Origin of the sequence: Candidatus Liberibacter solanacearum CLso-ZC1 (assembly GCF_000183665.1) — a bacterium.
Taxonomy (GTDB): Bacteria; Pseudomonadota; Alphaproteobacteria; order Rhizobiales; family Rhizobiaceae; genus Liberibacter; species Liberibacter solanacearum.
In genome coordinates this window covers 730,964-746,085 of the sequence record NC_014774.1, presented here as the reverse complement: position 1 = coordinate 746,085, position 15,122 = coordinate 730,964, and the positions used below count along the sequence as shown (strand labels likewise).

Below are 15,122 nucleotides of genomic sequence, written 5' to 3'. Positions count from 1 at the left end.
AATAACCCATAGAAATAATTAATAAACATATTTACTCTCCATATCTAAAGTCAGGTTTTTCTATATAACCAGGAACGTCTTTACGTTTAACACCCTTAGGAACAACAGTAGTACCCTTAGCAGGAAAAGCCCAAAGAGCCCCAGCATAAGGCTTATAAAGCAAAGGATCATACTGAGCATCAAAACCTTTTAACCTATCCTCATAAACCTTCTTTTCATGTCCATCCAACATAATTTCCCCAGCAGTTCCAGTAATAGTCTTTTCAATAGGAGCAACAGTAGCCGAGTCTTTCGGTTTAACCTCATTAGTTGTAGGGTCTATAGAATAATATTTATAATCAAACGATAACCGTTTTTGTTCATCAGAAGATACAACACGAGATTTAAATTGTATATCGGCTAAACCATCATAAAAGAAAGAATGGCCAGAATCCATAAATAAAGAAGCTATATCTTCAGAAGATGCATAAGCACTTTTACCAAAATTCACAGAATTACCCACAAAAGAATAGGGGTCTTTTTCATCAGAAACACTAACAAACTGTTCACCATTCCTATAAAGGTCTGCAAAATCAATCATATATTCAGAATCTCTACCAGAATAAACACCCTTATTTTTTTCAAAAATTCTAACAGAATGATTATAATCAGAACGTAAAACATCAGGTTGAAATAAATTCAAATCACTCATATAAGAAGTGAACGTTCCCAATTGGTCTTTAGCATATACCTTCGGTCTTAAAACCATTAATGACAAAACAAATCCAGGATGATTAAGATATTTACGCTTACGCCGATAACAAAGCATACTATTATAATCAAATTTTAAATTACTGACATATTTACCCGTAGAAATATCGTAATGGTCTCTAGGCATCTGATAAGAACGATGAAAACCTAACAATTCAGGAGGGTAGGGTTCACGTAATTTAACCTTTTCTTCTTTAATACGTTCAATATCAAATCCAAAGTAACGCATATAATCACTAAAAGAAAAAGCCGTTGAACCTTCCGCATAAAGCTTTTCCCAAGTCTTATATTGTTCACTTTCAGCGGTTTCCTCAACAGATTGCTCAATTTCTTCATCAGGTAAAAAATCTTGAATGTATCCTTTACTTTGAACATGGCAAATTGGCAAACCTTTATAAGTATACTTATCCCATGAAACCGCAACATTATTTTCACGGGGTCTAAAATATGTTTCCGTTACGGATTTTAGACAACGCTTAATATAATTAATTCCCGAACGATGATAATAATTAAGTTTTTTCCCAGATTCCACAGATTCGCAATAGCTATCTACATTATTAATAGTTGAGTCTGAAGAAAACTTAGCTAAATCAAGGTACATATCATCAAAAGAAATCAAAGGAATATAAAAACAATAAAATTCATGCCAAAAACCACTTAAAGAGTTTTTTAAACGAGATGAAACAAGTTTCAGATTAACATTAACCTTTTCAACAGTTTCACCACCAAAAACAGGGGCTAAACAAACAGGCTGTAATTGAAAAGGACTAAAAGCACCTCTAATAGGAAACTTAGGATGACGACGATATTTAGCAGAACCCCTAAAGGCATTAACAATACCTCTACTGTTATCCGTTCTAACAGTCTTTTTAACAGTTTCATTTTCAGACATTTATTTACTTTCTGATAAAGAAAAACCAGTATCAAAATCGATAACTTCGCATTTGAAACGTTTCTCAATTCTTGACAACTGGTTTTCGACAACACGTAATCTTTTAGATACAAAATCTAATTCAAGCTTGAATTCGTCTAAAAGGTTCATAAAAGCACGATTATTTTTATCATGACTGATAAATAAATCACTTAAAGTGCGATAAAGATTATGTTCCAAACTTTCATCAGAAGACTTCAAAAAAGTATCAATCTCAGAAGAGAGATTAATAAGATATTTTACGTCTTTCTTGATATTTTTAGATAAAACACGAAGATCCATTACTAAAAAATTCCCTTAAAACCGTGATTTAGTATATTTACGTTTAGAACTAACATTAACAACTTGACTTCCAGCAGGAAGTTGCAAAATAAGACCTTGTTGACCTACATTCTTCTTTCTGTAAACACGGTTTCCACTTCTTACAGAACGGTTTTTAAGAGTTTTAGATTTGTAATAATACCAACGACCGTTTTTCATGAATCCAGTAAAACGATTACGAGGTTTAGCAGAACCAGGGTAATTACCACGAGTGTAATAATTACTACCACCAGAATAATTACTACGACCAAAATTACTACGACCGAAATTACTACGACCGAAATTACTACGGGCGTAAGTTCTTTTTCTTCGAAAAACCATTAGTTTTTTTCCTTTTCTTCAACATGTTCTGTATTTTTTTCTTTTTGGTGATTAATCACCAACCGTTTTGTTTGCAGATGTTCAACAAAACGTTCCCATATGTAGTTTAAGTTTCGTTTATGTCTAATTTCGACATACACGATATAAACTAACGTAACCAAATCAATTAATGTTTGATAACCCATAACAATATATCCAATGTTCCATAATACTTAATACCACTCAATTGATTTTTTTGTTTCTTCACGGAAGCATAGGGGGCTTGTGGTCGGGTGTAAGCCGACAACTGTAAGCCGTCCACAGACCCCTTTAGGATTTCTTTTAATTGTTTTGGGTGTGTTGGAATTGTGCAGATAAAATTAGCGAAGCGAAGTACTTGATATATATATGCACAACTGACACCTTTTTATTTAGGTGTTAATTTTTAATGGAAATTGATTCTCGTTTTTCTAAATTAATGTCTCTTTGGGATTATGGTTATACTTTTAAATATGTTGCACTTGATCACGTTAGTCTTTTTTATGAAGCCATTGAATCTTTGGCGGAAAATATTTTGGTTTCCCCTCCTGATTATGGTGATGATAGTGTTTTAGAACATTGTTATTCTTCTAAATATGGAAATCATGAATTTTCTTATTATTGGATATTTTTAAAAAGAATTTATTATTATTTTTTAAATATTCGTATGAATAAGCGTGAAAATCGGGAATATGTTTCTATCTATGATATGCCTGAATTGTCAACTGTTTTTGTTTATTTTAATTTACCAGAATCATTTTATGAGCCTTTTAATCTTTATTCTAAAGGTTTTTATGGTTATTATCCTTTTCTTAGAATTAATGACCGTCTTATAAAAGAAATTTATGGTGATTCTGTTTGTCGTCGTAGTAATTATAGGTTTATTGATAAAGATTTATTTTTAAAACTTTATGCTAAAATAAAAGTTTCTGATTTTTATAGATATGAAAAAAATCATTCTTGTTTTTGTTTGGATTTTTCTGGTGGTTGTTGTAATCCAGTTGTATTAGTTATGGTTTATACTGATATAGTTGTTATTTTTGATATTGGATATAAATATAATTATTTTTTTTATATTTTGGCTCGTTGTCGTCGTTGTTCTGTTTGTTGTAAGAGTAGGGGCATGTTTTGGCTTCGTCGTGCTCAAACTGAGGTTATGCGTTCTTCTCGGACATGGTTTATTACTTTAACTTTTAGCCCATCAAACCATATAAAAAATTATGCCCTTACTATTGGGCAATATGTTGAAAGTTTATCTATTGAAGACCGTAATTTTTTTTACGGTAAAAAAAAGTATGGAACTATTATTGAAGATATAAGGAGTCTTAATATTTCGGATGTTGATTTAAAGTTTCGTTTACTATGTAAAGGATTCGGTGATAAGATTGTTTTATTTTTAAAGCGTCTTCGAAAGAATACATCTAAAAAATTTCGTTATTTTATTGTTTTTGAAAAACACAAAAGCGGTAATCCTCATGCACATATGCTAATTCATCAGAAATCAGGGGAAGAGTTATTAAAAAAGGCAGAAATTCAAGAAGAATGGATTAGAGAGGGTTTTTCTCATGTTCGTCTTTTAAGAGAGGATTTGAATACTGCCCGTTATGTGTGTAAATATCTTCTGAAAGAAGATTCAAAAGGCATTAGAGTAAGAGCGTCCTTTTGTTACGGTTCTATGAAATAGATTCGTCCTAGGGGCAACCTAGGCTTGTACGGACGGCGTACGTACCGTACTGGACTGGTGTGTAGCCACAACACCAGTTGTCATTGACTTACCCCCAGGGTGTTGGGCGAAGCGTAAAGGAAGTGTAGTGAAGCCAAGTTTAAGTTTGCGAAGCAAGGGGAAACACATAACGTTTTAAAAGGGTGAAAAAACAAATGAAATTTATTAAAAATATTTTTATGGGAATTATTGAAATTATTTTTTTATTTTTATTTGCGGTATTATTGAAAATATAATTCGTGATTTTTTAAAATATTTTTTTAATATTGATTTAGGTTTTGGTTATTTTTTTTGGTTTCCTATTTTTATATTTTCTTCTCTGGGATATTTAGGCAATTTTTTTTCTTTTATAAGGCGTATTTTTTGGAAAATTAGATTTCGTTATGATTTTCTAAAAATGTATTTTATTGTCAGAATGTTTTTTAGAAAACTTCTTTTAGAGCTTAAATATTCTGATGATTTTAACAATCTTTGGAAAATTATTGGTAATTTCCGTTATTATAGTATGCTTGTTTTTTTGTTTTTTTGTTTTTGTTTTTTAATTGGTGTTATGTCATATGAATTCTTCATTTATAAATTTTTTGTCTAAACAAGATAAAAGAAATAAAAATTATGTATATTTCTATTTAGCTTGTGCTGTTTCTGCATATGCGGTTTCTAAAGCTATGGGTTTAGATGAGGGTAAGATTTTTGCACATCTTATATCTGGTGGTAAATCTATTAAGTATTATAATAAGGCTATGACGGAAGAAGATTATGAAAAGCATACTCGTTATATAGAATCATGGGAAGGTAAGGGAGTTATTGATTATTATTTACCTTTATTAATAAAGGATATAATATCTTATTTAGGTAGTTTAGCTAAATTATCATCTGCTTCTACAGATTCTTCTACGGATGTTCCTGAAAAGGATTTAGTTCCTGAAAAGGATTTAGTTCCTGCAATTCCTCCCGTTACTATTCCTTTTGGGGAAGATTTACTTTCTGTTCAAGGCTTTTATTTTCATGGTGAATCTTCTTTGACTAATGAATATATTTATGATTATGTTTGGGTTGGTTCGAAACTGACTCCTGTTTATAAAACTATATCGTATCATATTAATGGTTGGAGTGAGTTTTATGATAAAATGTTTTCGGGTTCTTTGTTTATTGCTTCTTATAATCCGATGACAACTTTATCTACTGCTTTAGTTAAAGCATTAGAATATATTAAGGCATGCCTTGATAAGGATGAATTTCCTTTTGGTGCTCATGGTTTTTCTTTAGGGCAGAAATCATCATTTTGGAAAGATCATATATTAATTTTAGGTGGTTTGCTTCCCTATGTTCCGCCTTATAATTTTTCAATACCTATATCTGAGCAACTTAAAGAAATAAAAAAGAAATATTCTTTTTTATATAGTTCTCCTGCTGATAGTTGGATTAAAGTTATATCTAAGCCTAAGGAAACTATTTTCCCTAAACGATACATACCTAAAACAAAACGTATTAGTAAACAAGCTTTTGTTAATAAAGCTTTAGAGCAATTTTATACCGATCATTCTTATGACACTGTTTATGATGGAGGTAGTAAATTATCTGAAATGGCTTCTAGGCGTGTTTTGTCTGCTAATCGTGAGTATAGCCGCCTTTATGGTGCTTCTTTGGCTTTAGCTTCTGCGGGATTACAAGTTAGAGGAGGGCGACAAAACATTAGGGAAAATACATTAGTTCCTCCTGTTCCTTATATTACGTCGCCTAATATTTCTATTCCTTTGGAATCTGATGTTCCTATTAGTTCTTCTAGATCTCTTTGCTCTCCTATCCCGTCTACAATTCCCTTTTCTATTAATCCTGTTAAACCTGTAACTGTTCCTTTTCCATCTATTACTATTCCACAGTACAAGCCTTATAATTTACCTGCAGAGAAGTATTTTTATTTGGTGCATCCTGTAACGGGTGTTATTACGCCGGTTATTTCTACTACTGTTGCACATGCTTTAGCAATTCCCGCCCCGCGTATTTTAGAGGGTAAGAATAGAAGTGCATACGGTATGGCGTATATGGCATATGCTAAGGCTACACGTCTTGTTTTTGGTGTTCATCAAGAAATTGATGAGATTGTTAAGCGTTTTTATGATGCTTTACCTAAAAAAATTACACGTTGGAAAGGTAAAGATGGTAAGTGGAGGAGGCGAGAGATTAGTATTCCTAATATGATTGATGTTGTCGTTAGGAATTTTGACAAGGTTGATTTTGTTAGTGTTTGCGAAAATACTATCAATGATGAGTTTACTGACCGTTTTATCGGTTTTTTTGGAACGATGGCTAAAAAAGTATCTAAAAGTGCGGGTTATACTTTTCCTTTAGGTCTTGATACTGGCAATTATTTTTATAAAAAATTTGCTGGGCGTTCTAAACCTTTGAGTTCCGAACATATGATTGAGGAACTTGATAGAGCTTTTAAGGGAACTACTGGTAGTGAAAAAGGTTTCTTGGCATCTGTTAAAGATTTTTGGAAGAAACAATCAAAATCTGTTGGTATTTCTGAAATGTTCCGTTCTTTGCTTTATGATAGAGCTGTTAAAGATGTTCGTAGTGAACAAGGACACATTGTTTTAAAAAAGGGTGATTTTATTGTTGATAATAAACAAGTTTTGAAAAGTGCTTTAAAACAAACAACAAGCGGTATTCTTCTTGGTTCTGATGGTACTGTTTTTGATGAAGAGATGTTTAATTCTAATTTTAGAGATCGTAGACTTAAAGTTAGTACGTATGGGACTCCGCTTACTATGGAAATTGTAGGACATTAGATTTTTATTTATTGTTATATGTTAATATTTATGTTATGAGATATATAGATTTTTGGTTTAAAGGTCGCTGAATAAGTATTATGGAACTTCTTAATGACGCATCGGAAATAGGATATTCCTCGAACTTTTGAAAATAATTTCAATCTTTTCTTGTTCAAACAAGTCATAGTATTATTCAGCTTAATGATATCCCAAAGAATCCAACAAGCCAATCCAAGATAACAAAATAAAACTAAACCAGACAAATAACCAATAAACATATTTATTCTCCATATCTAAAGATAGGTTTTTCTATATAACCAGGAACGTCTTTACGTTTAACACCCTTAGGAATAATAGTAGTTCCTTTCTCAGGAAAAGACCAAAGACAACCAATAGTAGGTTTGTAATGAATAGGATTGTACTCAGATTCAAGACCTCTTACCCTTTCTTCATAAACCCTTTTTTCATGTTCCTCCAACATAGTCGCAACGGCAGACTTAGGTTCGTCAGGCTTAGCAACGAAAGGCTTAATAACCAAAGGCTTAGCAACGGAAGAATTAACAGAACTAGTTGCATCTTTAAGTTTAACCTCGCCAGTTGTAGGGTCTAAAGAATGATATTTATAATCAAAAGACAAACGTTTCTGTTCATCAGAAGATACAACACGAGATTTAAATTGTATGTCTGCTAAACCGTCATAATGAAAAGAGTGACCATCATCCATAAATAACGAAGCTATATCTTCAGAAGAAGCATAAGCACTTTTACCAAAATTAACAGCATTACCGACAAAATTATAAGGGTCTTTCTCATCAGAAACACTAACAAACTGTTCCCCGTTCCGATAAAGGTCTGCAAAATCAATCATATATTCCGAATCTCTACCCGAATAAACACCCTTGTTTTTTTCAAAAACTTTAACGGAATGATGATAATCAGAACGCAAAACATCAGGCTGAAATAAATTTAAATCACTCATATAGGAAGTAAGCGTTCCCAATTGGTCTTTAGCATATACCTTTGGTCTTAAAACCATTAATGACAAAACAAATCCAGGATGATTAAGATATTTACGCTTACGACGATAACAAAGCATATGGTTATAATCAAACTTTAAATTACTGACATATTTACCCGTAGAAATATCATAATGATCTCTAGGCATCTGATAAGAACGATGAAAACCTAATAATTCAGGGGGGTAGGGTTCACGCAATTTAATCTTTTCTTCTTTAATACGTTCAATATCAAATCCGAAATAACGCATATAATCGCTAAAAGAAAAAGATGTTGAACCCTCAGCATAAAGCTTTTCCCAAGTCTTATATTGTTCGCTTTCAGCGGTTTCCTCAACAGATTGCTCAATTTCTTCATCAGGTAAAAAATCTTGAATGTATCCTTTACTTTGCACATGGCAAATTGGCAAGCCTCTATAAGTATACTTATCCCATGAAACCGCAACATTATTCTCACGTGGTCTAAAATATGTTTCCGTTACGGATTTCAAACAACGCTTAATATAATTAATCCCAGAACGATGATAATAATTAAGTTTACTACCAGATGATACAGATTCAGAATAGGTATCTACATTATTAATAACCGAATCTGAAGAAAACTTCGCTAAATCAAGGTACATATCATCAAAAGAAATCAAAGGGACATAAAAAACATAGAATTCATGCCAAAAACCACTTAAAGAATTTTTTAAACGAGTTGAAACAAGTTTCAAATTAACAGAAACCTTTTCAACAGTTTCACCACCAAAAACAGGGGCTAAACAAACAGGCTGTAATTGAAAAGGGCTAAAAGCACCTCTAATAGGAAACTTAGGATGACGTCGATATTTAGCAGAACCCCTAAAGGCATGAACAATACCTTTACTGTTATCCGTTCTAACAGTCTTTTTAATAGTCTCATTCTCAGACATTTATTTACTTTCTAATAAAGAAAAACCAGTATCAAAATCGATAACTTCGCATTTGGAACGTTTCTCAATTCTTGATAACTGGTTTTCAACAACACGTAATCTTTTAGATACAAAATCTAATTTAATTTTGAATTCGTCTAAAAGGTTCATAAAAGCACGATGACTTTTATCATGACTGACAAATAAATCATTTAAGGTGCGATAAAGATTATGTTCCAAACTTTCATCAGAAGACTTCAAAAAAGCATCAATCTCAGAAGAGAGATTAACAAGATATTTTACGTCTTTCTTTATGTTTTTAGATAAAACACGAAGATCCATTAATAAAAAACTCCCTTAAAACCGTGATTTAGTGTATTTACGTCTAGTATTAACATTGACAACTTGAGTTCCAGAGGGAAGTTGTAGAACAAGACCTTGTTGACCTACATTTTTCTTTTTATAAACACGGTTTCCACTTCTTACAGAACGATTTTTAAGAGTTTTAGATTTATAATAATACCAACGTCCGTTTTTCATAAATCCAGTAAAACGGTTGCGGGGCTTACTATAACGAGAGTAATTACTACGACCGAAATTACTACGAGCATAAGCATAAGTTCTTTTTCTTCGAAAAACCATTTAGTTTTTTTCCTTTTCTTCAACATGTTTTATTTTTGTAGATTTTTCTTCTTGGTGATTAATGACCAACCGTTTTGTTTGCAGATGTTCAACAAAACGTTCCCATATGTAGTTTAAACTTCGTTTATGTTTAATCTCGACATAAACGATGTAAACTAACGTAACCAAATCAATTAATGTTTGATAACCCATAACAATATATCCAATGTTCCATAATACTTATTATGCGACAAAAGAATATTGGCGATATTCTGTAATATCACTCTCCAATCTCTATCTTTGGAGAAATAATTTCTTTAGCAATTTTCAGACAAAACCTTTTTCAATGTAATATAAACAAATGCAATTGAACAAAATTTATACCTTGATGGTATAAAAAACGTGAGTAAAGTTTACACCTCTCATTAATATAAAAAAGGCGTTTAGCTTCTAATTCCATGCAATGAATTGTTCTTTTGACATTTTCAAGATGCAAATCAGATAGTTTTTCTATATTCGTTCAAAAAGCTAAAATATTTTTTTATAAATTAATCTAGTTTTTATATTGTTCAATTTCACGTATCGCATCTTGAAAAATATGACAACTAATGTCGTCATCTATCTTTTGGGAAATAATCTCTTTGGCATATTCTATAGAAAAATATGCTAATTTAATATAAAAAAGGCGTTTAGCTTCTAATTCCATGCAATGAATTGTTCTTTTGACATTTTCAAGATGCAAATCAGATAGTTTTTCTATATTTTTACAATTATCATCTTTAATAAGCTTTGCCTTTTGTTCAGCGACGACAATAATTTCACGAACATCTGTTCCTATCTTACTATACTTTTCTTTGTACTGCACCAAAACGTTTTCCGCTTCCTCACGTAAACGTCGTGCTTCAAAAAGTTCGTCACGAATGCGATCAGCACGTGCATCTAGAAAATACAATACTTTTGCAGGAACTCGCAAATATATTAATAAGAGGATGAAAGCAACAAGAGACGTAAAAACTAAAAAAGTCTCATCAAAATGCATCTACGCCTTCCCTTCCCTTATTTTAATTTTCTTCATTGCAACATCTATATCTACATCTGATATAGAAATGCCCATCAGCTTGTGAATCAAATCCTTGGTAATCCCTTCTGATACAGATTGCAGTTCCTTTAATGATTTTTCTTGGGTAGATTCTATTTTTCTTTGCGCAACTGATATTTCATGCAATAAATCTTTTTCGAACATTTTTCTTTTGCATTCTAAATTCTGTTCGGCATCAATGATAGCTTTTTGGACAATTTCCTTTGCATTTGTACGGGCAATTGCCAACGCTTCTTCATAAGATGCAGTCATCGAATTTAGTTCCATAACGGCAGCCTCCATTTTACTCTGATCAGATGAGATTTGATTATGACGCAATATCATACCAAAAGCTAATCGAGGCAAAACAAAGCGATGCATTATCCAGTAAAAAATACCAAAAATAACGACAAGCCAAAAGAACTGCGATAAAAATGTACTCGTATCAAAGGGAGGAAATTTACTAGAAAAATCAGAAGATGTAGCCATAGAATGATCTTATTGAACGAATGATAGATAAAAATTATTCAAAGAATACCTCTAATGATCTGATGATTTGCTATCCCTAGCATATAGCCAGAAGACAGCAGATATCAATCAAAAAAATATACCTTTAAATCACAAAAAGAAGAAGTATTACTATGAGAAGTAAAAATATTCCTAATGATTCAGCAACTGCAGCAAAGACTAAAACGCGCGCCTGCTGATCCGCTGCCGCAGATGGATTGCGCAAAGCCCCCGATAAGTAACTAGAAAAAATATTACCAATGGCAAGTGCAACAAATCCCATTCCTAAGCACGCCATACCGATCGCAATATATTTTGCTGCTCCAGAATAATAAGAAATCGCTATACGAGCTGCTTCTGTTTCCATTATTATAGTCTCCTCATGAACCGATTATAGTAAAATATAAATGATTTTTTCAAAATCATTTCCTTAGATTTCAATGCTGATCATCTTGATATACATCACCGATATATAGACACGTCAACATCAGAAAAATATAGGCCTGCATAAATGCAACAAAAAATTCAAGCCCTGTTATAGCAACATTCACAAATACTGGCAAAAGTGAAAAAACCATCCCTAACATACCCAAAGATAGAATAGAAAAATAAAATCCAGCGAATACTTTTAACATAATATGCCCTGCCATGATATTTGAAAATAAACGCAAAGACAAACTAATTGGGCGCGAAAAAAAAGAAGCAATTTCTACAAAACAAACCAGTGGTCGCATGACCATAGGTATTCCAGAAGGAAGAAATAGTTTTAAAAAACCCCAACCATTTACATAAAATCCAGATATGATAACAACCAAAATTACTAAAAGTGCAAAAGTTGTTGTTATAACAATCTGACTTGTAAACGAGAAAAGATACGGAAACATACCCAATAAATTAGCGGTTGTTAAAAAAAGAAAAAGTGAAAAAACAAAAGAAAAAAAACTCTTAGATCGAGGTCCGGCAGAATTACACAAGGTTGACATGACAAACTGATACGTAATTTCTAAAACAGATTGCAAACGCGTAGGACAAATTCGATATTTACGCACAGCCATAAAAGAAAAAGTCAATATAATTAACGAACTAATAAGCATTGAAAGAGAAGAATTTGTGAAAGAAAAATCAATACCACCAATTTCAATCGGAATGATTTTATGCACAACGAATTGACCCATGGGAGATTTAGACATGAACTATATTCTTCCTTAAAGCTATCGTAAAATCAAATCAACGCTAAATTAACATACAATAAAAAATAAGCACAGTTGAGCAAAAAAAATCTATATAAAAAAATATTACTAAGAAAGCTTACCTTCTGCAGGATAAATAAAAAAAACCAAGATGTCTACATAAAATACTTATATCAAACCTTATATTTTGTCATAAAACAAACAACAACACTAATAAATTTACTTTTTTAAATACTTATTTATATTTCATCAAAATCAAGAAATCATACTCTATAAAAAATATTTCATTGTATGTTATACAATAGTTTAAAATCTAAAAAATCCAATCATGTTGCCTTAGGATTCCCTTATAACAAATAATCCAAAAACTTTCATGTTCAGTGGCATCAATATTATGGCTGTGAAAGCCTCCAAAAAGATTCTGATTCATTGGAAAAAATACCCCTATACATAATTTAATCCTAGTCGAAGAAGACCTTATCTTGTTCCAAATATTAAATTCCAAGCAAACAAACAATCAATTTCACCTACAACTATATTTAAGGAAAAAGGTCAAGAGATTAATTGCGTCATAAGTGAAAAAATTAAGAAAAAAAAGATAATTTAAATGTATCATTGTTTATCAATTAAGAGGTAACTATATATTTTTTCAAAATAAAATACTTTTTTTATAGGATAAAACCAACTGCATAATAAAACATTAATCTCTCAGGAAAAAATAAGCAATCATACGCTCCATCCTCAAAAATAAAGCATTTTAGACATTAATCAAAGAGAATCATTTTTCAGTATTTTACAAGATCTCCCTTATCAAAGAGTCTCATCGCTTATCATAAATTTCCAGGGATTTTGTCATAAATAGAGTTTGAATAATTCTTTTAATTTATAAAGAAGAATAGCTGATCACGTTATGCAATGCTTTTAAAAAAGCATCAATATCTTCCTGAGTAGTGGTATCGCCACAAGAAATGCGCAAAGCACCTTGCGATGTATCATAGCCCATCGCCGCTAATACATGATTTTTTTTAAGCTTTCCAGATGAACATGCGGATCCAGCAGAGACAGAAATGCCTTCAAGATCAAGAGCAATTTGTAAAACTTCTGCTTTTAGAAAGGGTATACTAAAACAACAGGTATTCGAAATGCGTTGCTCATCTGCGCCATAGATCATAATATTTGGAATTAAGTCTTTTAAGCCTCTTTCCAAATAATCTCGTAGGGAAGTAATACGAAAAGAACGTTCTTGTATATCTTCGTTCATTTTCTGTGCTGCGGCAGCAAATCCACAAATAGCCGCATAATTTTCTGTTCCTGCACGATGCCCTTTTTCTTGATCCCCTCCCCGTAAAAGAGGAGAAGGTAACAAAATATCTTCTCGAAAAACAAGTGCTCCCGCTCCTATAGGCGCCCCCAGCTTATGTGACGATATAATGAGAAAATCAGCGCCTATTTCTTCTATAGAAAGAGCAATCCGTCCCGCTGCTTGTACGGCATCAACAACTAAAATTCCATCATATTGTTTCACTATTTGTGCAACATCGTGAATCGGCTGAATCACTCCTGTTTCATTGTTAACAAGCATAACAGCAATCATAGGTAGACCACATGCAGAATCTCTCTTATCTAAACAATCAGCCAATGCCTGAATATCAACTATTCCTTTTGATAAAACGGGTATTTCATGAATATGATTAGAAGAAAATTGCCCCCCCGCATAAACAGCAGGATGCTCTATAGCCGACACATAAAGAGAATCTATTTGAATCTTTTGGGATCCCTTGTAAAAGTGGGGTGTTAATACCCAATTCGCCGATTCTGTAGCACTACTTGTAAAAATAACATGATCAGATTTTGCCCCACAAAAATCAGCTATTATACGACGCGATTCTTCAATCTGAAGACGCGTCTTCTGCCCTTCTCTATGAATAGATGAAGGATTACCATGAAAATATAAGGCTTTGATAAAAGATTCTCGCGCAACATCAAGAACAGGCGCTGTGGCATTCCAATCAAGATAAACTCTTTTTAACAATTTTTTCTCTTTTTTGCATAAATATTATTTACAACCAATTGAAAAACAGATATTAGGTACTCTTGTGTCGTTGCTATTACCGTCTTCTATAGTATATAATAAAGAAATTAGTATCAAGTCCAATCGTTTTTTGTTAGCTTTGTTGTTGATTTAATCCTTAAAACGCTATTGGATTGATTTTAGTTCCTAACTTCTTTCTTAGAAAAGTGCTATTACATCATGCCAGAAGTAGTTTTTAATGGCCCATCAGGCCGTTTAGAAGGACGTTATCAACCTTCTACAAATCCACATGCTCCTATTGCATTGATCCTTCATCCTCATCCACGATTCGGTGGATCAATGAATGATAATATCGTTTACCAGTTATTCTATCTCTTCCAAAAAAGAGGATTTGTCTCATTGAGATTTAATTTTCGAGGTATCGGAAGAAGTGAAGGAGAATTCGATTATGGTGACGGAGAATTGTCCGATGCAGCAGCAGCTTTAGATTGGGTTCAATCTCTCAATCCAGAAAGTAAAAGTTGTTGGATTGCCGGTTATTCTTTCGGAGCATGGATTTCTATGCAGCTTTTGATGCGACGCCCCGAAGTCAATGGCTTTATATCTGTATCTCCCCAACCTAGGAACTATGACTTTTCTTTCTTGGCTCCATGTCCCTCTTCCGGCCTTATTATTAATGGAAGCGATGATACGGTTGCAGCAGCCTCTGACATCAAAGAATTAGTAAATAAGATTATGAATCAAAAAGGAATTTCTATAACCCATAAAGTTATTCCGAATGCCAATCATTTTTTTGTCGATAAAATTGATGAATTGATGAGTGAATGCACTCAATATCTTGATCAATCTTTAAACAAAACAATGGCTTTGCAAAAACCTGCTAAGCAACTGCGCTGAAGTAGTCATTTTTTTAAAAAACAAACAATTATTGACAAAGGTGGAAAGCT

At 32.4% G+C, this 15,122-nt stretch carries 14 protein-coding genes; 3 read left to right on the top strand and 11 right to left on the bottom strand.

Annotated elements, in window-relative coordinates:
- Window positions 1-31: 31 nt before the first annotated feature.
- The 3 genes from CKC_RS03400 to CKC_RS03390 are packed head-to-tail and all read right to left on the bottom strand — an operon-like array spanning window position 32 to window position 2,323.
- Entirely contained in the window at window positions 32-1,642 is a 1,611-nt protein-coding gene (locus CKC_RS03400; protein ID WP_013462103.1) for a hypothetical protein, read from the bottom strand.
- Complete coding sequence (locus CKC_RS03395; RefSeq protein WP_013462102.1) at window positions 1,643-1,963, bottom strand: hypothetical protein; 321 nt, start codon at window positions 1,961-1,963, stop codon at window positions 1,643-1,645.
- A 15-nt stretch (window positions 1,964-1,978) separates the two neighbouring features.
- A complete protein-coding gene (locus tag CKC_RS03390; RefSeq protein WP_013462101.1) occupies window positions 1,979-2,323 on the bottom strand; it encodes a hypothetical protein in 345 nt (114 codons plus the stop codon).
- A 427-nt stretch (window positions 2,324-2,750) separates the two neighbouring features.
- On the opposite strand from CKC_RS03390, the gene CKC_RS03380 reads away from it, so the two are divergent.
- Both CKC_RS03380 and CKC_RS03370 read left to right on the top strand, forming a co-directional pair.
- Window positions 2,751-4,025: a rolling circle replication-associated protein gene (locus CKC_RS03380; RefSeq protein WP_013462099.1), complete on the top strand. Its 1,275-nt coding sequence runs from the start codon at window positions 2,751-2,753 to the stop codon at window positions 4,023-4,025.
- A 596-nt stretch (window positions 4,026-4,621) separates the two neighbouring features.
- On the top strand, window positions 4,622-6,856 hold the full coding sequence (locus tag CKC_RS03370) for a hypothetical protein (protein ID WP_013462097.1): 2,235 nt from the start codon (window positions 4,622-4,624) through the stop codon (window positions 6,854-6,856).
- Window positions 6,857-7,118: 262 nt separating this feature from the next.
- On the opposite strand, the gene CKC_RS03365 is transcribed toward CKC_RS03370, so the two are convergent.
- The 8 genes from CKC_RS03365 to CKC_RS03325 form a co-directional block, all read right to left on the bottom strand.
- On the bottom strand, window positions 7,119-8,768 hold the full coding sequence (locus CKC_RS03365) for a hypothetical protein (RefSeq protein ID WP_013462096.1): 1,650 nt from the start codon (window positions 8,766-8,768) through the stop codon (window positions 7,119-7,121).
- Entirely contained in the window at window positions 8,769-9,089 is a 321-nt protein-coding gene (locus CKC_RS03360; protein ID WP_013462095.1) for a hypothetical protein, read from the bottom strand.
- A 15-nt stretch (window positions 9,090-9,104) separates the two neighbouring features.
- Window positions 9,105-9,389 (bottom strand): hypothetical protein, encoded by a 285-nt coding sequence (locus CKC_RS03355; protein WP_013462094.1) that lies wholly within the window; start codon window positions 9,387-9,389, stop codon window positions 9,105-9,107.
- 532 nt (window positions 9,390-9,921) lie between these two features.
- Complete coding sequence (locus CKC_RS03345) at window positions 9,922-10,407, bottom strand: F0F1 ATP synthase subunit B family protein (protein WP_013462092.1); 486 nt, start codon at window positions 10,405-10,407, stop codon at window positions 9,922-9,924.
- Entirely contained in the window at window positions 10,408-10,935 is a 528-nt protein-coding gene (locus CKC_RS03340; protein WP_013462091.1) for a F0F1 ATP synthase subunit B family protein, read from the bottom strand.
- 124 nt (window positions 10,936-11,059) lie between these two features.
- Window positions 11,060-11,320, bottom strand: coding sequence for a F0F1 ATP synthase subunit C (locus tag CKC_RS03335; protein WP_013462090.1), 261 nt, complete (start codon window positions 11,318-11,320; stop codon window positions 11,060-11,062).
- A 70-nt stretch (window positions 11,321-11,390) separates the two neighbouring features.
- Window positions 11,391-12,143, bottom strand: coding sequence for a F0F1 ATP synthase subunit A (locus tag CKC_RS03330; RefSeq protein ID WP_013462089.1), 753 nt, complete (start codon window positions 12,141-12,143; stop codon window positions 11,391-11,393).
- Window positions 12,144-13,026: 883 nt separating this feature from the next.
- Window positions 13,027-14,175: a cysteine desulfurase family protein gene (locus CKC_RS03325; RefSeq protein ID WP_013462087.1), complete on the bottom strand. Its 1,149-nt coding sequence runs from the start codon at window positions 14,173-14,175 to the stop codon at window positions 13,027-13,029.
- Between the two features lie 219 nt (window positions 14,176-14,394).
- On the opposite strand from CKC_RS03325, the gene CKC_RS03320 reads away from it, so the two are divergent.
- The gene (locus tag CKC_RS03320; protein WP_013462086.1) at window positions 14,395-15,072 is read left to right on the top strand and encodes an alpha/beta hydrolase; all 678 of its coding nucleotides are present in this window, start codon (window positions 14,395-14,397) and stop codon (window positions 15,070-15,072) included.
- Window positions 15,073-15,122: the final 50 nt, after the last annotated feature.